The 23,858-nt window shown below is 55.2% G+C and carries 23 protein-coding genes; 12 read left to right on the top strand and 11 right to left on the bottom strand.

The annotated features are described in order from the left end of the window. Positions 1-24 precede the first annotated feature (24 nt). The 10 genes from KW837_RS10265 to KW837_RS10220 all read left to right on the top strand — a co-directional run bounded on the left by KW837_RS10265 (position 25) and on the right by KW837_RS10220 (position 11,899). Complete coding sequence (locus KW837_RS10265; RefSeq protein ID WP_218395492.1) at positions 25-2,061, top strand: type VI secretion system tip protein VgrG; 2,037 nt, start codon at positions 25-27, stop codon at positions 2,059-2,061. 47 nt (positions 2,062-2,108) lie between these two features. After that, complete coding sequence (locus KW837_RS10260) at positions 2,109-4,448, top strand: M23 family metallopeptidase (protein WP_218395490.1); 2,340 nt, start codon at positions 2,109-2,111, stop codon at positions 4,446-4,448. Further along, entirely contained in the window at positions 4,448-5,191 is a 744-nt protein-coding gene (locus KW837_RS10255; protein WP_218395488.1) for a hypothetical protein, read from the top strand. Before KW837_RS10260 ends, KW837_RS10255 begins: the two co-directional genes overlap by 1 nt. Before the next feature lie 126 nt (positions 5,192-5,317). Continuing rightward, a complete protein-coding gene (locus KW837_RS10250) occupies positions 5,318-6,226 on the top strand; it encodes a type IV pilus biogenesis/stability protein PilW (RefSeq protein ID WP_218395486.1) in 909 nt (302 codons plus the stop codon). A 322-nt stretch (positions 6,227-6,548) separates the two neighbouring features. Then, positions 6,549-7,052, top strand: a complete 504-nt coding sequence (locus tag KW837_RS10245; protein ID WP_007894620.1) for a hypothetical protein — start codon at positions 6,549-6,551, stop codon at positions 7,050-7,052. 300 nt (positions 7,053-7,352) lie between these two features. After that, positions 7,353-8,099 (top strand): lysozyme inhibitor LprI family protein, encoded by a 747-nt coding sequence (locus KW837_RS10240; protein WP_256348651.1) that lies wholly within the window; start codon positions 7,353-7,355, stop codon positions 8,097-8,099. 421 nt (positions 8,100-8,520) lie between these two features. After that, positions 8,521-8,982, top strand: a complete 462-nt coding sequence (locus KW837_RS10235) for a hypothetical protein (protein ID WP_218395485.1) — start codon at positions 8,521-8,523, stop codon at positions 8,980-8,982. 142 nt (positions 8,983-9,124) lie between these two features. Next, positions 9,125-9,673: a hypothetical protein gene (locus tag KW837_RS10230; protein ID WP_218395482.1), complete on the top strand. Its 549-nt coding sequence runs from the start codon at positions 9,125-9,127 to the stop codon at positions 9,671-9,673. 55 nt (positions 9,674-9,728) lie between these two features. Further along, a complete protein-coding gene (locus KW837_RS10225) occupies positions 9,729-10,724 on the top strand; it encodes a hypothetical protein (RefSeq protein WP_218395480.1) in 996 nt (331 codons plus the stop codon). A 68-nt stretch (positions 10,725-10,792) separates the two neighbouring features. Beyond that, on the top strand, positions 10,793-11,899 hold the full coding sequence (locus tag KW837_RS10220; RefSeq protein ID WP_256348649.1) for a hypothetical protein: 1,107 nt from the start codon (positions 10,793-10,795) through the stop codon (positions 11,897-11,899). A gap of 64 nt (positions 11,900-11,963) precedes the next feature. On the opposite strand, the gene KW837_RS10215 is transcribed toward KW837_RS10220, so the two are convergent. Further along, positions 11,964-12,344, bottom strand: a complete 381-nt coding sequence (locus KW837_RS10215) for a DUF6124 family protein (RefSeq protein WP_218395478.1) — start codon at positions 12,342-12,344, stop codon at positions 11,964-11,966. 590 nt (positions 12,345-12,934) lie between these two features. Here KW837_RS10215 and KW837_RS10210 point away from each other — a divergent pair. After that, positions 12,935-13,318: a helicase gene (locus KW837_RS10210; RefSeq protein WP_218395476.1), complete on the top strand. Its 384-nt coding sequence runs from the start codon at positions 12,935-12,937 to the stop codon at positions 13,316-13,318. A gap of 46 nt (positions 13,319-13,364) precedes the next feature. Here the strand turns inward: KW837_RS10210 and KW837_RS10205 are convergent, their stop codons facing one another. From KW837_RS10205 to exbB, 8 genes are all read right to left on the bottom strand, one after another. Next, positions 13,365-14,129: a Fic family protein gene (locus tag KW837_RS10205; protein WP_218395474.1), complete on the bottom strand. Its 765-nt coding sequence runs from the start codon at positions 14,127-14,129 to the stop codon at positions 13,365-13,367. Then, positions 14,126-14,377 (bottom strand): hypothetical protein, encoded by a 252-nt coding sequence (locus tag KW837_RS10200; protein WP_218395472.1) that lies wholly within the window; start codon positions 14,375-14,377, stop codon positions 14,126-14,128. Before KW837_RS10200 ends, KW837_RS10205 begins: the two co-directional genes overlap by 4 nt. Positions 14,378-14,573: 196 nt before the next feature. After that, positions 14,574-15,974 carry an aminoacyl-tRNA deacylase and HDOD domain-containing protein gene (locus KW837_RS10195; RefSeq protein WP_218395470.1) on the bottom strand — a complete coding sequence of 467 codons (1,401 nt, stop codon included), beginning with the start codon at positions 15,972-15,974 and terminating at the stop codon, positions 14,574-14,576. A gap of 78 nt (positions 15,975-16,052) precedes the next feature. After that, positions 16,053-18,128, bottom strand: coding sequence for an ATP-dependent DNA helicase RecG (gene recG, locus KW837_RS10190; RefSeq protein WP_123499435.1), 2,076 nt, complete (start codon positions 18,126-18,128; stop codon positions 16,053-16,055). A 9-nt stretch (positions 18,129-18,137) separates the two neighbouring features. Next, positions 18,138-19,067 carry a hydrogen peroxide-inducible genes activator gene (locus tag KW837_RS10185; protein WP_008007618.1) on the bottom strand — a complete coding sequence of 310 codons (930 nt, stop codon included), beginning with the start codon at positions 19,065-19,067 and terminating at the stop codon, positions 18,138-18,140. A 274-nt stretch (positions 19,068-19,341) separates the two neighbouring features. Further along, positions 19,342-20,088, bottom strand: a complete 747-nt coding sequence (locus KW837_RS10180) for an energy transducer TonB (protein ID WP_123499437.1) — start codon at positions 20,086-20,088, stop codon at positions 19,342-19,344. Continuing rightward, positions 20,085-20,513, bottom strand: a complete 429-nt coding sequence (exbD, locus tag KW837_RS10175; protein ID WP_218395468.1) for a TonB system transport protein ExbD — start codon at positions 20,511-20,513, stop codon at positions 20,085-20,087. The genes KW837_RS10180 and exbD overlap by 4 nt, the downstream gene beginning before the upstream one ends. A 6-nt stretch (positions 20,514-20,519) precedes the next feature. Then, the gene (exbB, locus tag KW837_RS10170; RefSeq protein WP_218395466.1) at positions 20,520-21,476 is read right to left on the bottom strand and encodes a tonB-system energizer ExbB; all 957 of its coding nucleotides are present in this window, start codon (positions 21,474-21,476) and stop codon (positions 20,520-20,522) included. Between the two features lie 190 nt (positions 21,477-21,666). Between exbB and KW837_RS10165 the strand changes: the two genes are divergently transcribed. Then, positions 21,667-22,524, top strand: coding sequence for an SDR family oxidoreductase (locus KW837_RS10165; protein WP_123499441.1), 858 nt, complete (start codon positions 21,667-21,669; stop codon positions 22,522-22,524). A gap of 141 nt (positions 22,525-22,665) precedes the next feature. Here KW837_RS10165 and KW837_RS10160 read toward each other — a convergent pair whose 3' ends face one another. After that, positions 22,666-23,406 carry a hypothetical protein gene (locus tag KW837_RS10160; RefSeq protein ID WP_123499443.1) on the bottom strand — a complete coding sequence of 247 codons (741 nt, stop codon included), beginning with the start codon at positions 23,404-23,406 and terminating at the stop codon, positions 22,666-22,668. Positions 23,407-23,462: 56 nt separating this feature from the next. Beyond that, the gene (locus KW837_RS10155) at positions 23,463-23,843 is read right to left on the bottom strand and encodes a RidA family protein (protein ID WP_095633622.1); all 381 of its coding nucleotides are present in this window, start codon (positions 23,841-23,843) and stop codon (positions 23,463-23,465) included. Positions 23,844-23,858: the final 15 nt, after the last annotated feature.

Below are 23,858 nucleotides of genomic sequence, written 5' to 3'. Positions count from 1 at the left end.
TGACATTCGAACAGGGAGCACTTTATGTTCAACCCAGCTAACGAAACGCACTTCAGCCTGACCGTTGAAGACTATGTAGGCGACCTGCAAGTGCTGTCGTTCACCGGCACCGAAGGCATCAGCCAGCCGTATCGCTTCGACCTGGAACTGGTCAGCGAAAACCCGGATCTGGACCTGGAAAAGCTCCTGCACAAGCAGGCGTTCCTCGCATTCGACCCGAAAGGCAGTGGCATCCACGGCCAGATCTACCGCGTAGCCCAAGGCGATGCCGGCAAGCGCCTGACCCGCTACAAAGTCTCCCTGGTGCCGCAGCTGCAATACCTGCATCACCGCACCAACCAGCGCATCTACCAGCAGATGTCGGCGCCGAAAATCATCGCGCTGATCCTCGAAGAACACGGCATCAAAGGCAACGCCTACCGCTTCCAGCTGAACACCCCGTGCCCGGACCGCGACTACTGCGTGCAATACGACGAAACCGACCTGCACTTCGTCCAGCGCCTGTGCGAAGAAGAAGGCATTCACTACCACTTCCAGCACAGCGAAAAAGCCCACCTGCTGGTATTCGGCGACGACCAGACCGTGTTCCCCAAACTCGGCCAGCCAACGGCTTATGTCCAAGGCAGCGGTATGGTCGCCGATGAACCGGTAATCAAAGGCTTCAAACTGCGCCTGGAAACCCGCACCGGCCGCGTCACACGCCGCGACTACGACTTCGAAAAGCCCAACCTGCGACTCGAAGCCGGCTATAAACCCGACGGCGAAAGCACCGAACCGGACCTCGAAGACTACGACTACCCCGGCCGCTTCCTCGACCGCGCCCGCGGCAAATTCCTCAGCCAACGCGCCCTCGAACGCCACCGCGCCGACTACCAGCAAGCCGAAGGCCATGGCGACCAGACCACCCTCGCCAGCGGCCACTTCCTTGAAATCTCCGACCACCCGCGCACCGAGTGGAACGACCTCTGGCTACTCACCGAAATCGTCCACGAAGGCAAACAGCCGCAAGTGCTCGAAGAATCCGTGACCAGCGACACCACCAACAACAAAGACGACTTCCACCAGGGCTACCGCAACCGCTTCCTCGCCACCCCGTGGAACGTCTTCTACCGCCCCGCGCTACAACACCCGAAACCCCGTGTCCTCGGCAGCCAGACCGCCATGGTCACCGGCCCCAAAGGCGAAGAAATCCACTGCGACCAATACGGCCGTATCAAAGTCCAATTCCACTGGGACCGCGAAGGCCTCGCCGACGACAAAACCAGCTGCTGGATGCGCGTCTCTTCGAGTTGGGCCGGCGACCGCTACGGCGCCATCGCCATCCCGCGCATCGGCATGGAAGTGCTAGTCACCTTCCTCGAAGGCGACCCCGACCAGCCATTGGTGACCGGTTGCCTGTACCACAAGGAAAACCTCGTCCCCTACGACCTGCCCGCGAACAAAACCCGCACCGTATTCAAAACCCTCAGCTCACCGGGGGGCGGTGGGTACAACGAACTGCGGATTGAAGACAAGAAGGGCGCCGAGCAGATCTTTATTCATGCCCAGCGGGATTGGGATGAAAACATCGAGCACGACCAGAAGATTCGGGTGGGGAATGAACGCCACGACACGGTGGTGAAGAACACCTACACCGAGCTGAAGGCTGAGGAGCATCGCACCACGATTGCTGATCGCAAGAGTGAAGTGCGGGTGGATGATCACCTGACGATTGGGCAGAACCAGCATGTGAAGTTGGGGACTGCGCAGCTGACCAGTGCGGGGAAAGAGATTCACCTGAAGGCTGGGGACAAGATTGTTATCGAAGCCGGGATGGAGCTCACGGTTAAGGCCGGTGGGAGTTTTATCAAGCTCGATGCGGGTGGTGTGACGGTTGTTGGGCCGGTGGTGAAGATTAATGCCGGTGGCTCGGCGGGGAGTGGGACCGGGATTGGGATTAAGCCACCGGTGCTGCCGGGGGCTGCGGATAAGGATAAGGCGGGGAGTTTGATGGATCAGGCGTTGGGGAATGCGGTGCCTGAGAAGGTTAAGCCTATCGTTGATTACCCATTCTCCCTGTAACCCCAAATATGCTCTGAGCAATTAACCAAGGATTAGGAAACGAACACATGATAATTAGCCCTCCTTTTTTACCGGCACCTTTGACCGGAGAAAGTGATGAAGCTTTCATAGCAAGAGCGATGCTAGGAGGTACGCCAGGAGACGGGAGCTATCCGCTAAGCTTCGATCTTAACTGGCACAGCGGTGTCCATTTAACGGCACCCCGTGAAGGTGCTGATGCACTTCCCGTTCGAGCGATTGCGGACGGAAAATTAGTATATTTTCGCCCGCCAGCGGAGCAGTCAAGTGATACCACTGAGCCGCTATATTATCGAGAAAGTTGGACGGATAATGGTTGCATTGTTCTTAAGCATGAAACAGAAATAGGTGAGGGAGATAGTTGTAAGGTTGTTTATTTTTCCATCTATATGCATTTGTCAAAATTGCTGATAACGCCTGCTCCGGTAATAGGTGCTCAAATATACCGTAAGGATGAGTTAGGGCGGGCTGGGAAAATATATGGACAGCCAGACAAGATCCATTTTGAAATAATTTCTGGTGAAGTGGATAAGCTGGTTGGGCGAATCACCCCAGCTCTAGAATATAAAACCACCAGTGGCCGCAAAGAAAGCTGCTGGGGGGACATGCATTTTTTCTTGCCATCCGAAGCGGTTTGTTATGCAGAACATCCGGCAAGCTGGGCAGAAACCAATAATGTTAGTGCTGTTGTTGCTCGCCCGCAGGAAGATTTGTTTGTTCGCATGCGGTACGAGAAAGGGAAATGTGTACTAAGCACATATACTGAGGATGGTGGGTTGCTCGGTGAGTTTACAGAAGCTGATAATTTTGAATATAAACTTTTCGAGACTGCTAATGAGCGATTTTCGGCATGTCCCAGTGCAGGTTTTGAGCTGTTACGCTTCGGTCGTGTGCTAGGATCAGATGCTCTTCAGCCGGTAGCAGCAGCGCATTGGCGTCAGATTTTTCTTCCCGCAGGTAATGCTTGGGTTAATTTAAATGGATCAACAGTTAGCTGTTTTAGTGATTCGGACTTTCCCAGCTGGCAGGGTTGGCAACTGATTGATGATGATGTTGATACCGATAGTCACTGTCAGTCTTCTCGTATAAGGGAGTTGCTGAAACTTAACGGGAATGAGCAGTTTCCTGACGACACGGATGCAATTTCGATTGCTAATTCTTCTGCTTATTCGGGGATGTCGGCGGAAGAAAAAATCGCTCTGTCCGAACGCTATGTTATAGAGCGCTCTCGCAATACTGAGATTCTTAGTTTGGCCGAAAGCCAAGAAAAATTGAAGCGCTGTATAGTTAAATTTCCTAGCGAATGGAATAAGGGTGACTTTGACGCTAGATATGGTTGGCTGCTGAAAGTCGCAGAGGGAGGGGCTTTGCCTCAAGAGAGCTATGATAAACTTAAAGCTCATCAAGAAAAATTAGCATTTTGGGAGGAGGCAGCGTTAGATGGGATAACATCAAATCATTGGCACTTCCCGCCGAAAGAGTTTATAGCTACTTTCAGAAAGTGCAGTTGGTTGAGCCGGAATGAGCTCGTTCAGTTGCTGCCAATGAACTCGTTGCGAAAAGCAAACCCAACCTGGCAGTGGGAGTCCGTAAGCTTGCCAAATGCTTCAATAATGCTTTCCAGTTCAAATGCAGATGCTTTGACGCGTCGTATTGACCTGAATAAAGCATTGCGAAAGTTTCTTGTTGTAACTCCAGTAAGGTTGGCATGTTTTTTTGGTAATGCGACACAAGAAACCCAATGGTATCAAAAGCTTCATGAAGGAAGTCAGTACTGGTATAAGCCATGGGATGGTAGAGGGTTCCTGCAGTTGACTCATGCGAGTAACTATATTAAATATTGGAAGTTTAAGGGTGAGCCTGTCAGTCAGCAAGTTTCGCAGATATTAGCAACCCACACCGCAATGGCAAATAATAATAGGCCGATAGTTAATGGCAATAAGTCTATGTATGACCCTACAAATTCTTTAAGTGACGCTTCAACTGGCATCCCACAAGCAGTTATTGCAAAGCGGGAAGCTGTGAAAACCTCGTTTGATGCTGCAAACAGTGCTGGTGCCTACTGGGCGTGGTCTGGAGCTTCCAAGCAGGCGGATGGATACTACAGTTCTACGAATAGTACATTGAGAGCATTAACGACGAACGCACAGACTAAACATTACTACGAAAACACAGCGTTTGGGAATGTCGCTGCGACTGTTAATCTCGGTTCGCCATCAACTAATTTTGCATCGATATGGGGGGTTCAAGCGCGTTTTCTCGCGTTTGCAAATGCACAAGTAGTACTGCTTGATCATTTGGTATTTCCAACATCAACTGGCTCTTCATCTAACACACCACAAGACTTTGTTCGTCGGAGCATTGAATAGTGAAAAAAGCAAGCAGATGGCACGTATCTATAGTCGGATGTTTGATTTCAGCGCCGGTATTTTCCTCTGATACAGGGCAAATTTCTGTCGTGGATATAGGAAATCAACCAGGCTATTCTGCTTATGTTTCTGGAAAAGCAATAGCTGCAATACATCAGGGTAATTGCAGTTATTCTATGGTGCTGCTTAAAAATCAGTATGTAAGGTTCAATACTCCTGATGTTGTATTTCTTGAATCAAAAACCGTACCGAAAGACAAGAGTTGGCCGTATCTTACACAGGTGGAAATGTCTGCTGGATATAATTGGAGCTTCAAGAAAGATAGTGACCTGAAATCAAAGTGGTTTGGGGTGATGTGTGATAGTACAGAGAGTTTCGATCTGCAGGGTGCTGGCATAAATTCTAATCCAGAAGAGATTAGCCCTGAACTTCAGGATGTGAAAGAAACTAATAATCTTAAATGCCCCGCGACACTGACAGACAAAGGGTGGGCGCCAAATAATAATGCAGGGCGACCAGAAGAGTATATTTTTCAAGAGCTTAACGGTGCTAATTGGTCGGGGTTTATATTTGGTTTTAGAAATAAGAGGAAAGACGGTATCACTCGTGTAAGTTTCTGTCTGGTTCGAGGTGGTAATGTTCTGGTGGGCGCAGCTGAGAATTATTCCAAGCCATTATTGCTCGACCAAAAAAGCTTCGAGGAAATAAAGGCTACGTTGGAAACCGTGAAATTCTTGCAATGATTGGGTCGGCGTGAAGATATCAGGAGTAAAAAATAGCAAAAAAGTGGGCGGATTTATTTATGAGGTAGGTCTAGCTGTCGATTAATAAATCTGCCCCCTTTTCGGTCATAATTGAGGGTGATATCTGTGAGCTTTAACAGCCGTTGGTTATATGTGTTTCTGTTGCTGATATCTTCAGCGTGGGGCGAGGGTAAAAAGCTGGCATGCGATCCGGATACCAACGTTTGCTCTGTGGCCATTGCAGAGAATTATTGTGGGTCTGACGGTGTAGCCAAGTCCAAGTGGGACATCAGAAGTGGAGATTACGTGCTGAGCTGCGAATGTGACTGCACTTCTCAGGAAAATAGCTTCTGGTTTGTCAGCCAGGACGGAAAAGTTAAAACTCTTGAGACGAGTAAGGTTGTAAGTGCGGTGGATGTTGTAAAAAATAAATCGGGTGTTCCTGATTCATTCGGAACGGTACCCTACTGTAAAACACTAAAAATAAATCAGGATCGACTTGTTTATTTGCGGAAGGGACCAAGTACCTCTGATTCATCGCAACCGTACTGTTATTCAGTTATTGAGCAAGATGCAACGGAAGCCTGTACGACTGAAGATTGCATGCAGAAACAAAGACTGGTAGAGAAAACTGTTGCGAGCCTGAAAAGTGAGATTCTGACAGAGTTTAAAAGTGCAACATCTCGGCTTTATAAAAATAAAGAAGCGTTCGTGAATTTTCCGAAACGAGGTTTTATAGAGAAGTATATAACTGACCATGGTTGCTCAAGTGGTGACCAGCAAAGCTTTAATGATATTGCTTATTTTTGGCAGCAGGCCGGATTCAATGATGATGCTATTTGGTTGTTGGGAAAAGTCATTGCCGATAATCCGAAACGAGTTGTGGCCTATCTCAATATTGCAGATGCATATTGGTCGGAAGGCGACAAAGCTACCGCCGCGAAAAACTATAAAACGTATAACGAGCTTATGATCGCGGGCGGTAAACAGCAGAAAATTCCTGAGCGTGCAAGGGAGCGTAGTGTTCTGAAGTAGAAAATAAAGGGGGGCGATTTGTGAGGTGGCTTTTGTTGAGGTCGGTATATAAATCGGTCCCCTTATTTTCACTTGGAGGATGCAATTTACGCATGGGCGAAAGAATTTGCGTCGGCAGGCGTAAGGCAAGGAAAGAAAATCAGCTCTATAGTTTTGAAGGATGCTGCAGGCGTCCCAATTCTTCACCCTGTAACTCATAAAAAACAGTGGGTCGAGCGACATGCTCAGTCGGAAGGAGTATCTTTCTATCAAGGCGATGGGCTGAACTCTGCTCATATTACACCCGACGAAATGGTCCGTGCACTCGAGGAGTCTAAAAGAAATGCTGGGTAAATTTTTGTCTAAAACACTTCTATTGCTTTGTTTTATTAGTGCTTTAGCGTTTGCGGCGCCTCCATCATTTTCAGAATACGACGCCGGCACTTTGTATAAGGGCGCAAGTCATCCGTTAGCTAAAATTGATACCGCGGGTCAGCGCTGGGATGAATTAAGAAATAATGCCGCAAAAAAAGCAGTAAACTTTGCAGGTCATTATATTCTTTTTACCGGTGAGTGTGGTGGTGGTTCAATTTGTGGAGAAGTCATTGATGCGAAAACTGGGGAGGTTGTAAGGAGCTTGCCGAATGCTTACAAGGCAGACGATGAGGAAACTGAGGAGTCGTTCGATATAGACTTTAGGGCTAATAGCAGGTTGGTTGTGATAATGGGGGTCGCTCAAAATCGGGAAGTGGATGCTAACAACAATAAAGTCTCGCGAAAATATAGAACTAGATATTATGAGTTTGATGGTAAGGAATTCCATTTGGTTGCCAGTGAAGATAGGTAGTGGGGTGGTAGAAAGTTTTGGTTTAATATGAGTCATGGTACATGAGCGGCTGTCAAAAAAGCAGGTGGATTTATGTAAAGAAAGTTAGGTGTGGGTAAGTAAATCTGTCCGGAGCGAAAAGGGGAGAGCGGAAAGGGGGACGGATTTATTTCTGTGTTTTGTGAAAGGTGGACACGCCTATTTTCTCGGGCTTGGTAACCGCAACGGAACTCGATAAATAGATCTGCTCCGATTGTTTTTGCAGTTTGGGGGAAAGTAAATTGTTAGTTTGTTGTCAATTTTTTCTGCGGGTATCAAGGAATGATGATATTTAGATCCAGCCTCATTTTAATGGTTTCTTTGCTGTCTTCGATTGTGAAAGCAGAAGGAACTATGGTTGCGACCGTTCTACAGGCCGATTTTTCCAAAGATCCTGAGATACGCCTGCTTGTCAGGGTAGTAGACGTAGGTGGAGGTTCAGATACGCCCTCTATGGCAGTTCGTAAGGAATGCCTGGAGAGGGTTAAGTCGTCTGATCGTCCTGGGCCGGATCCATGTTTTTCGATAGAGATCAGCGAGAGCAAGAAACAGCGGGCTATTGTCCGCCAAACGCTGTTGAATGATCCTCAGCGCTCAACCGATCCTATCTATCTAGAGATTGTTTATCATTCGGAAGTTAGCACGACTGATCCGACAAATCATCATGGGCGATATGCCCTGCTGAGAATTGAAGAAAATGGCTTTTACAATTGGAACAATGAAACAAAGCAAGCATTAGCGGACGGGGAGTGGCCATCCACGCCTCATGGGGTACTTAGTGTGGTACTTGCTGATGCAGATGCGCTACTTAACTCTGTGTATCGGGATCGTATGACTCGCCTGGACGAAAACGCTCAGAAAGGGCTGAGAGATACTCAGAGAGTCTGGATGAAATTTCGAGATGCGGAATGCCTGATGGACGTGAAGTCGTATACAACGATGTTCGGGGAGTTTCCTGATGCATGTTTAATACGCGCGACGATAGAGCGGGCACGCCAACTGGCGACGGCCCCGGACAAGAAGCGTTGAGTTGATAGTTCTGCAAAGCAGGTCGTAGGTTTATGGGATTTCGATAAGTATGGAAAAGTTGCTTTTAACCCTGTTGGCGTTATTCCCATTCGCCGCTTATAGCGGAGTCACCAGTGAGTGGTTTTGTCAGCAAATGATCAGGCGGTTTCGTCAAATACGCGAAGTCGAACGTGCCCGTTTCCGTCATGCTAACGGATTCCCAGCACGAAGAAATCAATCCTCAGATGCCTTGGTGGAGTACTACGACGTGGTCAGAGGCCGTGGATGAGAAGGTCACCGGAGCCTATGTGTGGGTGACCCAAGGCGTTCAGATTGTCTCTATGTCCTGTACAAAGAATGCCAATGGCAAGCAGTAAAACTTCACGAACAACACGTTGATTCTTCCTTGGGAATTGGATGTCAGTGGGAGTAAGGCGAGTGTATGCGACTTAAATATTTAGCCGGGTCATTGCTCGGTCTGTTGTGGGCGATTCCGGCATTTGCCGAGGTAACCACGTTCAGTCCCACCAATAACGTTGAAGCGACGCTAGTTCTGGACGGCTCCACGTTAACGGTCGCTGTTAAAAACGATGCCCGTAGCGAATCCCGGACGATCGATTTTCAAGCGGAAAACGAGCTGCATGTGCAGGTCGACGATTTCAATTTCGACGGCGCAAAAGACTTTGCGGTCTCGCAGGTCGATGACGGCATGGGCACTTACGATTACTACAGGATTTTCGTTTACCAAGTCAAAACCGGCACATTCGAAGAGTTACAGCCTGATTGCGGCGATGGTTTCGTCAATCTCCATGTTGAGAACAAGCGCGAAGCGCTGATCAGTACCTACTGGGAAATGAACGTACCGAAGCAATGCGTAACCCGGTTTCCAAAGCGTAGAACCTGAATGCATCAAGGATTGAACACAGTGAAACGTTTTGTTTTGAAAGGACTACTTTCGGTATTTGTGAGCTGGTTTCCAATGGCGGCCATGGCTGCCAAGTGCCTCGCGAAAAAACAGGCCAGTTAACGGTGAAAGGGAAATTTCCATGAATCAGCGTCTTCTCGCGGGCAGCCTTTCGCTGCTGCTCTCGTTTCCAACTTTCGCCGCTCCTTCGGATGCCTACACCCAACGCGATGTCATGCAATGCGGCGGCGTTGAAGTGGTGTTGGTTTCGTCCTGTCGATCCGTGACGGTGCAAGAAACTGAAACCCACGTAATCCCGGTCTGCTCCGATCAGGCAATCAACATCGGCGGCAAAGTGCTTCGGCGCAACATCGACAAAGTTTCACAGCTCACGTCCGACGGTGCGAAGACGAAGATGTTGAGTAACGTGGTCGTGGCGATGGATTGCGTGAAAGGAACCAAGGGCAGCCTGGTTTCAATTGGCGGTTATGGCGGGTGCGGATCCTGCCCTGAATGGCGCGGTTACTACTCGACGGCTGGACGGTTAGAGCATTACAGCTACAGCAATAGCTATCGGTCGCTTGGATCGAAAGGTTCCTGGGACGGACTGATCAAGGCTTATGGCGTCACGAAGAGACAGCTACAGCAAGAGAGTCCTGAGGTTAAAAGGATCAACTATGAGCGACCTTAAGTCGGCGGCGCAAGTCTTTGAAGAATGATCAGCTCGTGGATCAACAGGGAAGTGAATGGAAGTGGCCAGGTTTTTTAGTTGTGTGTGCGTACTTGTATCAATCATCGGTTTTACATCACAACCGGTGTCAGCCAATGACCTACAAACCATCGATCAAATGCATCCACCGGTGGTGGCTTCGGTGGGTGAGCAGAAAATCACGGTATTTTTCTTGAAGAGCACGCTCAAAGGTCAGACGACAGGCGCGTACGTTCCCAATGGTGAAATTTTCTACGCAACGATGAGTGCTACGAAACCGGAACTCACCTATGTAGCGCCGGTCATTGGCGAACAGATAGTGTCGGTGTTCTTCTTCGAGCGTAAATTTCCTGAGCGAGCAGGCAAGTCCCTGTATGTGCTCACGAAGAACAAGGAGTCGGCCCGTTTCGAGGGCTATTCCTATTCGACGCTGGAGTTACCACTGATTAAGGACGGGGATCAGTTGTCTTTGCGGTTTTTTCGCGGTGACCCGCCAGATCCCGAATTGCAGGACTGTCGCGATGGGCGAGACCTAGAAGGGGGGGCAGATCTTGAGTGTGCTTACAAAGATGCGGCGAGTATTAAAAAGCGTCTGGCAGACTTGGATGCAAAGATTATTGCGGATTCAAAACTGGGACACGGCATCAGCCAGGAGCCGCGCAAAATCGGTGGTAACGCGGCCGATGTTGCTTGTCCCTCGAACGAGTTTTCAGCGTTCCTTGCAGCCTTTTCCGAGCGCGCAGACGTGCAAAAAACGTTCGTTCAACAGCCGCTGCAACTTGTCACGACTGTGGCGGGAGATCCCGAGCCTGAGATGGAAAAGCGCAGTGTCAGCGGTGATCAGATCAAGTTTCCAATCATCCCGGATCGCGTGAAACGAGAGGCCGACGGTCTTACGTTGACCGTCAAGGAAGAGCGGGGTAACAACGCCACGGCGATCCTGCAGAAGCCGGATACCGATTATGTCTTCGAGTATCAGTTTGTTCGTGGGCAATGTTGGCGGCTGGAAGAAGTGATGGATTATTCGCTTTAAAAACGCAGGAGGCGTTACCGAGCGGCAGCGTTTTGCTCGATCAGGAATGAGTTTGTAACCAAGGAGGCATGTTGAAAAAATTACTGTTGCTGGCGTTGCTACTTTGTTCTTTGCCTGTGGCTGCGCAACCGATGTTCCCGGCACTAAAGTCCTGCGAGAGTGCTGGTAGCGATTGCGTGTTGAGGCTCGATAGCAATTTTTTCCTGGTGGACGTCGCCTCCGGGAAACGACTGTCCGAGACCGCGGAGTCGGCAGGGGCTATGAATGGTTTCTGGCTGTATCGAGATGGAGACCGGTACATCCTCGAGAACGAAAATTACTCTCAGGCGAAGTCGCGTCGTTGGTTGGTTTTTACCTATAACAACGGCAGGGTGGTGCTAGACGGCGCGTATATTTTTTCGATAGACATGGCTGAGACGGGGCCGTACTGGCATGGCTATGACTGCCGAGGAAACTCCAGTCCGTTCACAAACCCAGGTAGTGAGCCTTTCAGTGACGCCGCTTTGGAAGAGTTGTGCGGTGGTACCGAAGGCTGGGTCGTCTCGGGGAAGGATTCTGTGGTGCCCGTATCGGCCAAAGGTCTGGCCGTCAGCGTCCCCGTTTACCACGCCCGCAACCGCGACGGTTCTGCGACGTACCTGTTTACTGAAAGCGATGTTCCGGATCTTTCGAAGCTGGTGTGCCTGTCCAATTGTGCCGATGTCGCACAAACGCCGGAGCGCGTCTCGCAAGAGACCGCGCCATTGAAGGGCGGGCAGGATGGAACGTTGTGCTCGGATGACGAAGATATTTACTTCAGCTGTCCGTTGGACGGCGGCAAAACGGTTTCTGTTTGTGCGCGTGGAAACAGCAAGCCTACGGCCGGTTCTGTTCAGTACCGTTATGGCGTGCCGGGAAAAGTAGAGATGATCTATCCGAAGAGTGCCTTACCGCCCAAGGGCAAGTTCTTTGTTGTGAATGCGTCGGAAGGCAGCGTGAGCCTGAACATTATCAAGTTCAAAACTGGTCCTTATACCTATCTCGTTAACCAAGCCTTTGTCAGTTATCTGACCGTGCTCAAGGATGACAAGCTTGTGTTCAGACAGCGTTGCGGTGCGGGAAGTTATTCTTATATCAACCGGGCAGCGCTCCAAGGGTTGCAGTCACGTCCTAAAAGCGCAGAAGACTTTCGCTAGCCCGGGCTGGTAATGAAGATCGAGAAAGGGGACTTAACGTCCCCTTTCTCTTTCCGCGATTTCTCTACGCCTTCGCCCGATGCTCCGCCGGATTCGGCGAATCAATATGATCCAGCGCTCGCTCCACCAACAACCGGACCCCATCCGCCAATCTGCTGAGCGCCAAGGCTAAGGAGCGCCTTGTACCGTCCACGTCGTCGGCCAGGTTGGCTGCGATGGCGCTGATGGACAGCAGGTCTTCTGAGGCGTTGGCCAGGAGGGATTCGGTGTCGATGTCGGGGGAGACGGTGAAGAGTTTGCCTTTACGTTTGGGTTTTTCGTTGGGTGGTGGGGCGAAATGGTGGTCGAGGGCGCGTTCGGCGGCTTCGTGGAGTTTTCTGGAATCGAAGGATTCGTAGGGGGATGTGGCTGGGTTTTCAGGAGGATTCGGTGTTGGCTTGATCATTAAGTGTTACTCCATGATTTAAAGGAGCTGACACCATTTCGCGTGCACTTCGAAAGAGGTGGCAGCTGTGCATAGGTGTGCAAGACCGGTGGAGTCACCCGGCAGACCCGAAGGTCTCCCATACACAGCTGCCATAACGATTCGCGAGCATAGGAAAACGCTCGATGAATTGCCATAACCGAATGTGTACTCCACCGGACTTGCACGTCCGAATCACCGATTTTGCGGTGACGAACAGAGGTTATCGATGAGGGACCAAGCTGCCTAGTTCATGGATGGCCCGGCGTTTTGAAGGAAATGTCCGATAAGTTTGAGGGCATCAAGATCAAAAGATCGCAGCCTTCGGCAGCTCCTACAGGAATGTGTTTCTTCAGGTGTAGGCCGGGTGTTGGGTGTGACGCGGAGCGTCACGGGATGCATTCTCACGCGGGAGCGTGGCAACGATCAGGGTTGAGGCAGTAAAAGCGTGACTTGGCGGTCATCATGCTGAAAAAGCGGTTCATCTTCTTCTAACGCAACCCGACGGTGGCGTTCTCGCTTGAAGCCGCTACACTGCGCCGGCCGTTCACTTTTCTCTTGAGGCTGTGCGCATGAAATTTCGTTTTCTTCTGTGGATGCTGGGTTTGTTGATGGGTAAGGCCAGTCGGACTAATCCTGCGTTTCAGCAGCAGTTGGGTGACAAGGCATTGGTGTTTCAGCTACAGACCCTGGACGGGAAAGTGGCGCGGCATTTCGTGGTGAAGGATCAGCGCATTACCAGCAAGTCCGGCGTGTATGCCGAGCCGGCGTTTGCGATTGCGTTCAAGGATGCGGCGTATGGCTTTGCCACGATGCAGGCGAAGAACAAGCAGTTGGCGTTTATGACGGGGATTCAGGACAAGTCGATTCAGATCAAGGGCAACCCGGCGTTGGTGATCTGGTTTCAGGGGTTGACCAAGTATTTGAAGCCGAAGAAGGCCAAGCCGAAGGCATAGGTCTTTCAGGTAGCTCGCCGGGATTTTCGAGAGCTAGCCAGCCTCTTCAGCCATCCGACTCAGTAGGCCCGCGGGCGTCGAGTGGCTGGGCCCGGTATGTCTTGTAGATTTGCTGGACTTGCGGGTTGTCCAGGTTCTCATATGTGATGTCTTCCTTGTCCAGGCCATCCAGGCCTCTGATACCACCGATGGTCTCTGGCCACTCGTCACGACTGGATATATCGACTACAAACGGGGTGAGGTAGTTATCGAGATGCCTCTCGCGAGGCTCTCGGATCTCGTCGCTGAGTGCCCGCAGGTAGTCGTCTTTGTTTGTCCTTGACCAGTCGATGGCGAACTCGGCTCGATAACAGAGTTCCATGAAGACTAATAGAATCGTGCGCCCATTGCCGTCCAGGAAGGGGTGTGCGAAAGCCAGCTGGCCCATCACCCCGCCGGGATGGTCTCTGAAGCGTTTCTTGTCAGCTGCTAGCTTAAGCGCATAGTCGATAGACATTTTGATGGAGTCTGGGCGCTCGAAGACGGTGCTGCGGGGATCGTCGAGGGAACCCTTGAAGACTGCCAGGTGAGGGACAAGCTCGTTCCGGTCTTTTCCTGCCCAGTGATAGAAGCCGGAGAACAGGATCTCGTGAACTTTGAGTACAGTCTTGTAATCGATTGGCTTTTTCTTAGCCAAATAGACAAGCGCATCTTCGATACTCAATTCGAACGAAAGATGCTCTGACTCTTTTACTTCAGTGGGATCTTTCAGTTGCAGCGAGTTTTGAAGATATCCAGAAGTTTCGAAGTCGCCGAACGGATCAAAAGTCATGCGCTACGTTTCTGTGCACGCCTTTCTTGAAGATAGCGCCCTTGGAGCACCAGGATTTCAGACTTGCTCAGAATGCCTTTTCTCTTGAGATTGACGAGCAACTGTTCGATGCCATCCAACTCGACGACATCGCCAGCCAAATGGGTAATGCTCACGGCCATACGACTCATGCCGTCACGTCCAGCAGTGACCTTGTTTTCTTTAGCAAGCTTACGGACTTGGCTTGCAACACTGGCTGTTTGGGTCATAGGAAAGCCCTCTATTTGCCGTCAAATCATAGCAGGGCGCTTGCTTCCTGTCGTTGCTGGCTCAGTTGAGCGGGAGCAAGCTCCCTCGCCACAGTGGGTGGTGATTCAGGTGGCCCGAGTTGGATTCTTCGCGGGCAAGCCTCGCTCCTACAGGCCTTTGGTGATCTGTGGGAGCGTGGCTTGCCCGCGATGCTTTTTAGGCTTGGCTGAATTGCGAAGCCAGTTCGCGCAACAGGACTTCTGCCTCAAGCACTTTGCTGACCACGTCGTTGGCTTTGTCGCGGGTCAGGCCGACGCGTTCCAGCAGGGCGTCGGGGATGTCTTCGTCCGGGCCGGAGCCGATGCCGCGGCTGCGCAGCAGGCGTACGGCCAGGCAGACGAGGTTAGGGTATTCGGCGTAGTCGCCGTCGTAGCTTGGGTCGTGCTGGAAGCGCAGGGCGGTGGCCAGTTCGTCGGGCATGTCCCAGAAGCGCATCAGCCATGAGCCGATCTGTTCGCGGCTGATGCCCAGCAGGTGTTGTTCCACGTAGCTGTGGCACAGGTGCGGGTTGACCTCCAAGTGGCGGCAGATCAGCGAGAAGTGCGGCGGGAACACATGGGCCAGTAGCAAGTAGCCGAAGTTGTGCAGCAGGCCGGCGAGGTAGGTCAGGCCGGCTTCCGGGCGCTGGGCGCGGGGCATGGCGCGGGTCAGGCCTTCGATGACGGCGGCGGTGTAGATCGATTGCTGCCAGTACGGCGTGGTGTGTTGCGGGTGGTCTTTGGGCAGGCTCAGGGTTTTGCCCAGGGCCAGGCCCAGCGCCAGGTTGATCACCAGGTCGAAACCCAATACCCGCACGATGGCGTCTTCCACTGAACGAATCTTGCCCGGCGAGGCGTAGTACGGCGACGCTGCCCAACTGACGACTTGTGCGGCCAGGGCCGGGTCGGTTTCGACCACGCCGGTGATGTCGTCGATGGTGGCATTGGGGTCGACCCGCAGTTTGATGATTTTCTGCGCGGTTTCGGCCAGCGGCGGAATCTCGATGGTTTCTTCCAGGCGCTGCTGGATGCGCCGTGCGGTGAACGCTTGCACGGCCTGGGTGATTTCCTCGCGGTCATCGTCGGGGCGATCGAGGTTTGGACGGATGCGGTTCACGGCTTCGCCGAAATTGCCGGCGCTGGCCTTGGTGAGCATGGCTTTGAAATCGTCGCTGGAGATTTCCAGCAGCACGCCCGGCTCGCCCGAGTTGATCAGCAACGTCGGTTCGCGCAGCAGGCTTTCTTCATACAGGCACGGCGAACTGGTGAGCGCCGGCAGGCCGGGCAGCAGGCTCAGGCTGTGTTTGCCGAGCATTTTTACCAGGCGTTCGGTGGATACAGCAGTCAACCGGCGGCCGGTGAGTTCGGCGAGGCGGTTGAGGTCCAGCAATTGGCTCTGGGGGAACAGCACCATGAGCGCGCCGACCGCATCGTCGAGCAAGACTGCCTGCACTTTACGCGCGGCGTTCAGGCCGTGATGGTCGAGGACTTCTTCGTAGGCGATGCCCAGCTTGCCGAGCAGCAGCCGAATAACAGACGGAGCGTGCGGGGTTTCGGGGGCGAGGGCAGCTTCTGTCATGGTCTGTATCCGTTTGCAAACAATTGCAGGAGTATAACCAGCTTGATTAACGCCAGGGTCCAGAAACTGCGACAGTGCTCACACTTGGCCGTATTGCTGCCCATGGCGTAGCCAGCGGTCGAGCAACGGGCTGACGTGATCCGGCCAGCGCTCGAGCAACGCCTGGGCGGCGTCGCGTACGGCGGGCAGCAAATCGGCGTCGCGCATCAGGTCCGCGACCTTGAATTGCAGCAGGCCGGTCTGGCGTGTGCCGAGCATTTCGCCGGGGCCACGCAGTTCGAGGTCTTTTTCGGCGATGACAAAACCGTCGTTGGTTTCGCGCATGATGCCCAGGCGCTGACGGCCGATCTGCGACAGCGGCGGATGGTAAAGCAGCACGCAATGGCTGACGGCGCTGCCCCGACCGACACGGCCACGCAGTTGGTGCAGCTGCGCGAGCCCGAGGCGTTCGGGGTTTTCGATGATCATCAGGCTGGCGTTGGGCACGTCGACGCCGACTTCGATCACGGTAGTGGCGACCAGCAGTTGCAGGTTGCCGGCCTTGAACTCGGCCATCACTGCGGCTTTCTCGGCGGGCTTCATGCGACCGTGGATCAAACCGACTTTCAACTCGCCGAGGGCGGCGGTGAGGTCTTCATACGTGGTTTCGGCGGCCTGGCAGGTCAGCTCTTCCGACTCTTCGATCAGCGTGCACACCCAATAGGCCTGACGCCCTTCGGCACAAGCGCCGCGCACGCGCTCGATCACTTCGACGCGACGGGTGTCGGTGACCAGCACCGTGTTTACGGGCGTACGGCCGGGCGGCAGTTCGTCGAGGATCGAGGTGTCGAGGTCGGCGTAGGCGCTCATGGCCAGCGTCCGGGGGATCGGCGTGGCGGTCATGATCAGCTGGTGCGGACACATCCGTCCGCCGACGCCTTTCTGTCGCAATGCCAGGCGCTGCTGCACGCCGAAGCGATGTTGTTCGTCGATGATCGCCAGCGCCAGGTTCTTGAACTGCACCTCTTCCTGAAACAACGCGTGGGTGCCGACCACCATTGGCGTACCGCTGGCGATTTGCTCCAGCGCGGCGACACGATTTTTACCCTTGAGCTTGCCGGCCAGCCACGCGACTTCGATGCCCAGCGGTTCGAGCCAGCGCTTGAAGGTGATGAAATGCTGCTCGGCGAGAATCTCTGTGGGCGCCATTAAGGCGACCTGATAACCGGCCTCCAGCGCTTGCAGTGCGGCGAGAGCAGCGACCACGGTTTTGCCGGCGCCAACGTCGCCCTGAATCAGCCGCAACATTGGCTCGTGCTGACTGAGGTCGTAAGCGATTTCGTTGCCGACCCGTTGCTGGGCGCCGGTCGGTGTGAAGCCGAGGTTGGCCAAATACTGAGTCGGCAGCTTCGTGGCTTTTGGCATCGACGGCGCGCGCAGGGCACGCATGCTCTCGCGCAGGCGCTGCTGGGACAGTTGATGGGTCAGCAATTCTTCGAAGGCCAAACGGTGTTGGGCCCAGTGATGACCGAGGGCGAGTTCATCGACATCGGCATCGGCGGGCGGGTGATGCAGGTAGCGGATCGCATCGGCCAGCGGGGCCAGTTGATAGTCCCGGGCCAGTTCGGTCGGCAGCCAGTCGGGCAGGCTGCTGGGGCCGAGCAGGGTCAGGGTTTGCATGCACAACTGGCGCAAGCGCTGTTGAGTCAGGCCTTCGGTGAGCGGGTAAACCGGGGTCAGGGTTTCATCCACCGGCGGCGGCTCGTCGCCGGTGATGGCGCGGTATTCCGGGTGGTAGATCTCCAGTCCCGAGGCACCGGGCCGCGCTTCGCCGTAGCAACGAATGCGCGTGCCGCGTTTGAGGCCTTCTTTCTGGGCGTTGCTGAAATGGTAGAAGCGCAGGCTGAGCCCGCCGGTGCCATCTTGCAGACGGACAACCAGGCTGCGGCGTCGGCCCATGACCACGTCGGCGCCGCTGACGGTGCCTTCGATCACGGCGTCCTGACCCGGTCGCAAATGGCCGATCGGGACCACACGGGTGCGGTCCTGATAACGCAGCGGCAGGTGGAACAGCACGTCCTGGAGATTCTCCAGGCCGACCTTGGCCAGTTTCTCGGCCATGGCTTCGCCGACACCCTTGAGTGCCGTCACCGACACTTGCGACAACTCGGTCATGGCAGCGACTTAACCGGCCACCACCGGCGCTGGCGGCTTGGCCACCGAGCACAGGCGGATGGAGTCGGCGAGGATTTCAATCGCCTTCGGCCGCGGGAAGCTCGCGCGCCAGGCGATGGCCACGGTGCGAAACGGCACCGGCGCGCTCAGTGGACGCACTTCAATCACGCCGGGAGCGTAGTGGTGGCTGTCCACCGCCGACAGCGGCAGGATCGAAATGCCCAGGCCGGAGGCGACCATGTGGCGAATGGTTTCCAGCGAGCTGGATTCCACCGTGGTGTGTTTGGCGCCGTCGTTGCCTTTGGCCAGGGTCGGGCAGGCTTCCAGCACTTGATCGCGGAAGCAGTGGCCTTCGCCGAGCAGCAGCAGGCTCTTGTCGTTGAGCAGAGCGGCGTCGATGGATTCTTTTTGGGTCCACGGGTGCTGGGCTGGCATCAGGACGTAGAACGGCTCGTCGTAGAGCTGCAAGGTCAGCACGTCGGCTTCGTTGAACGGCAGGGCGATGATGATCGCGTCGAGCTCGCCGTTGCGCAGTTTGTCGCGCAGCACGTGGGTGAAGTTTTCTTCGATGTACAACGGCATCTGCGGGGCGACCCGGTGCAGTTGTGGAATCAGGTGCGGAAACAGGTACGGGCCGACGGTGTAGATCGCGCCAACTTTCAGCGGCGCGGTCAACTGGTTCTTGCCGGCCTGGGCCAGCTCGCGGATGCCTTGGGCCTGCTCCAGGACTTTCTGCGCCTGGGCGACAATGCCTTCGCCGACCGGAGTCAGGCGCACGGCGCTCTTGCTGCGCTCGAAAATCAGCACACCGAGTTCGTCTTCAAGCTTTTTCACGCCCACCGACAGGGTCGGTTGGCTGACGTGGCAACGCTCGGCCGCGTGGCCGAAGTGCTGCTCTTGGGCGAGGGTAACGATGTAGCGTAATTCTGTCAGAGTCATAGCAAGCGTCCATGAAGTTGCGGGCCAAGCATACCGGCTGCAATCGATAGACGCACGTTATCAGACTGAGTGTGTCGAGTGACACTGGGCAATGCAGGTTTGCCGTTGCCAGATATGCAAAAGGCACCTTTCGGTGCCTTTCACAGGTTTTGTAGCCGCCGAAGAACCTGTGGGAGCGGGCTTGCTCGCGAAGAGGGAGTGTCAGTCGACATCAATATTGCCTGACACTCCGCTTTCGCGAGCAAGCCCGCTCCCACATTGGTTCGGCAGTGTCTTAACGGCGGCGTTCCAGCGAGTAAACGAACGGTGCAACGATTTCGATGGAGCCGTTGTTCAGCATATCGGCCGGTGGCTTGGGCAGCGGCTGTGCGCGGCGGATCATTTCCAGGGTGGCCCGGTCCAGATCGGCGTTGCCGGAGCGGCCCACCAGTTCGAACGACAACACGTTCCCTTCAGCATCCACCACGAAGCGCAGACGGTTCAAACCTTCCTTGCCCCGCGCCTGTGCACTGGCCGGGTACTTTTTGTACTTGGCCAGATGCGCAAGCAGGGTGCCTTGCCAACTGGCCTTGGCCGCTTGCTGCGCCGGCGATGGCCCCGGTGCCGGCTGAGCGGATTTCTCCGTCGGTGCCTGGGTCGGTTGCGCGTCGCTCGGTTTTTCCTCGGAAGGTTTCTCCTTCGGCGGCTCCGGCTTTTTCTCCACAGGCTTGGGCGGTTGAGGCTTCGGCTTGGGCTTGACCGGTTTCGGTACAGCGATCTCGGCCTTCGGCGCTTCAGCCAGCTTCGGTATCGGCAGTTCTTCCACCGGGGCCGGTGGCTGTGGCGGCGTGATCACCTTTGGCGGTGCGGGCGGTGGCGGGGCCGGAACCGGCGCCAGCTCGACCATCATCGCTTGCGGCGGCAGCTCGATCGGCGGGCGCGACGTCCAGTTCAGCGCCAGCGCAATGGCCAGCGCATGGACGCCCAGCACCACGGCCAGGCTCCCGCTGTAACGCGTCAGCTTTTGGCGCGTGTTGATCATTTCTTGGCTGCCGTCTCGAGTCCGACCAGGCCGACCTTCAGGTAGCCAGCGGCGCGCAGGGCGTCCATCACGCTCATCAAGTCGCCGTAGTCCACGCCTTTATCGGCCTGGAAGAAGATCGTCGTGTCTTTCTTGCCATGGGTCTTGGCGTCGAGTGTGGCACCGAGGGTCTCGGCCTTCACTTCGTCTTCGCCGAGGAACAGGCGCTGGTCAGCTTTCACGCTGAGGAACACCGGTTTCTCTGGCCGCGGCGCCGGTTTGGCGGTAGAGGCGGGCAGGTCGACCTTGATGTCCACGGTGGCCAGCGGCGCCGCCACCATGAAGATGATCAACAGCACCAGCATCACGTCGATGAACGGCGTGACGTTGATTTCGTGGTTCTCGGCCAGATCGTCGTCTGCGCCTTCTTTCAAATGCAGGCCCATGGCCGATTACCCCACTTTCACCATGTGCGGTTGCGAGCTGCGCTGCTCGGTCGGCAGGTGGTCGAGATCACGGCTGACCAGCAGCAGGACTTCTGCCGAGGCGTCGGACACTTGTGCCTTGTAACCGGCGATGGAGCGGGCGAAGACGTTGTAGATGACCACCGCAGGAATCGCTGCAACCAGGCCCAGCGCGGTTGCCAGCAAGGCTTCGGCGATGCCGGGAGCTACGACAGCGAGGTTGGTGGTCTGGGTTTTGGCGATGCCGATGAAGCTGTTCATGATGCCCCACACGGTACCGAACAGGCCGACGAACGGCGCGGTGGAACCGATGGTGGCGAGTACACCGGTGCCGCTGCTCATGTTGCGACCGCAGGCAGCGACAAGGCGCTCCAGACGAAAGCTCACGCGCTCCTTGATGCCTTCTTTCTCGCGGCTGTTGGCCGACAGGCGCATTTCTTCCAGCGCGTCGTGGACCAGCAGGTTGGCGAGGGTGCCTTCCTTGGCTGCCGTTGCGCTGGCTTCTTTAAGGGTGGCGGCTTTTTTCAGGTGGACGATTTCAGTGCGCAGACGACGCTTGGCGCCCATCAGCTCGAAGCCCTTGGCGATCCAGATGGTCCAGGTGATGATTGAGGCGATGGCCAGGCCGATCATCACGATCTTCACGATGATGTCGGCGTTCTGGTACATGCCCCACGGCGACAAGTCATGGGCCATGCCCAACGTGTTGTCGGCTTCAAGGACTTCCGGCACGTCAGCGGCGTCTATGGCCTGGACCGGATCGGTCGGGGCAGGTGTCACGGCAGGCGCGGCGGGTGTTTGAGCGGCAGCAGGCTGGGTGGCCGGTGCTTGTGCATCGGCGAAGGCGGCGGTCGGCGCCAGCATCAGGCTGAGCAGCAGGGCGGCCACCGCGCTCCAGGCGCGAGGTCGTTTGGTTGGCGAAGCGGGGAATTGATTGGGTGTCATGCTGGCCGGACCTGAAAGGAAAAAAACGGTAAATGTTCTTCCAGGCCTCGTGAGGCCGAGAACAAAAGTGGCAGGCATTATTGCAAGTAATTCTTGTTAACAAAAGTAATAGAGTATCTTTTTTTCCTTCATTGCTAGCCGCGTGTCCCTTGCCGGCGCTAGTCTGTGACTTTCCGATGGGAGTTTTCTGATGTCCGCGCCTTCTGTTTTGATCGCCGGCTGCGGTGATGTCGGCAGTCGTCTGGCCACGCAACTGTTGGCTAGCGGGTGGGAGGTTCACGGCTTGCGGCGTGATGTCTCACGCCTGCCACACGGCGTGATCGGCGTTGCCGGCGACTTGTTCAATAAAGACTGCCCGGCGACCTGGCCAATCGGTGCGGTGGATTACCTGGTGTATTGCGCGGCGGCTACCGATCACAATGAGGCGGGTTACCGCGCCGCTTATGTGCAGGGTTTGCAGCACGTGCTGGAATGGCTGAGCGACTATGGGCAAGTACCCAATCGACTACTGTTCGTTTCCAGCAGCAGCGTTTACGGCCAGCAGGATGGCGAGTGGGTCGATGAAACGTCGCCGACGGTGGCGGGCGGTTACTCGGGGCGTTTGATGCTCGAAGCCGAGCAGGTGGCGCTCGATAGCGGCATCCCGGCCAGTCTCGTGCGCCTGACCGGTATTTATGGTCCGGGTCGAGAGTGGCTGCTGACCCAGGTCCGCCGCGGCTATCGCGTGGCGATCGATCCACCGTTGTACGCCAACCGCATTCACGTCGATGATGCGGCAGGGTTGCTGGCGTTTCTGCTTGAGGCGGATCGGCGTGGGGTGGCGCTGGATGATTGCTATATCGGCGTCGACGATGCGCCCGCGCCGTTGGCCGAGGTGGTGGGCTGGTTGCGGGAGTACCTGGGCGTGACTGAATGGGCCGAGGATGCGAGTGTGCGTCGTGCCGGCAGCAAGCGCTGCAGCAATGCCCGGGCGAAGGCGTTGGGCTGGGCGCCGAAGTATCCGAGTTTCCGCGAAGGCTACGCTGCGATCCTCGAAGGCCGCTGTTGATTTCCGGTCACCACAAACCTAAATGTGGGAGCGGGCTTGCTCGCGAAGGGGTCATAACATTCAACATCATCGTTGACTGTTACACCGCTTTCGCGAGCAAGCCCGCTCCCACATGGATTCTGCGTTGACCTCAGGGCCGGGTTACTGTTTTTCCAGCAACCACTTGCGATCACCCGGCGTAAACGAAGGCATCTCGTCCGCCAGTGCGGTATTCACCGTCTGGAAAATCTCCAGTTCCTTGCCCTTGCGCGCAAAAATCCAGGTATTGCCCTGGCCGTTCACCTGCAGCCAGATGTTGTCGTTGCCGCCGCTCATCGACGCGCAATCGCCCGCCAGGCACAGGGCATAACGATCCGCACCGGGCAGGCCGGCGACCTGGCCATCGGCCTGGAACTGCACGGTGTTGCCTTCGCCCGGGCCGCTGACGATTTTCCAGCTGCCGCCCATATAAGCCGAATACAGCGCTCGCTCGAAACTCGCGCCAATCGGTGCGCCTTCGGGTACCGGGACCGATGCACGGTCGAAGACTTGCTCCGGCTCGTTGTCGTTGGCGGCCTGGCTCAGTTGCTTGCCATCACGCTTCAGCTCGCTGGCGGAGCTGCCATAAAAGTCGACTTTCCACGCGCCGGACTCTTCGCCCAGCAGCTTGCCTTCGACGTTTTCAAAACCATTGGTGTAGCGGGCCTGACCGGCTCGGGTGTTGACGTCCCATTCCAGGTTCGGGCCATAGGCCTGGAGCGCTTCCCGCAGGGGGCCGCCCTTGGATGCAGCATCGATCGCCGACTGATTGATCCAGGTGCCGCTGATATCACGATCGGCAGGATCGCTGGCACAACCGCCCAAGAGAAGGGCGACCAGCGAGAGAGCTAGCGCTTGGCGCATGGTGGAATCCTTTCAAAACAAGATCGGCGCAGCCTTTAGCGGGCTGCGCCGCACGTTTACTCGATGACCAGAATGGCATCCATTTCAACCTGCGAACCCTTTGGCAGGGCTGCTACGCCGATGGCGGCGCGGGCTGGGTAAGGTTGCTCGAAGTACTTGCCCATGATCTCGTTGACCTTGGCGAAGTGGCTCAGGTCGGTGAGGAAGATGTTCAGTTTGACAATGTCCTTGAACGAACCACCAGCCGCTTCAGCCACGGCTTTGAGGTTCTCGAACACCTGGACGGTCTGGGCTTCGAAGCCTTCAACCAGTTCCATGGTTTTTGGGTCCAGAGGAATCTGACCCGACATGTAAACGGTGTTGCCAGCCTTGATCGCCTGGGAATAAGTACCGATGGCGGCCGGGGCCTTGTCGCTGTTGATAACGGTCTTGGTCATGTATGACTCCTTGTG

The sequence above is a fragment of the Pseudomonas sp. PDM24 genome, assembly GCF_019218905.1.
GTDB lineage: Bacteria > Pseudomonadota > Gammaproteobacteria > Pseudomonadales > Pseudomonadaceae > Aquipseudomonas.
The sequence above is the reverse complement of the archived record's forward strand: the minus strand, read 5'-3'. Positions and strand labels throughout refer to the sequence as shown.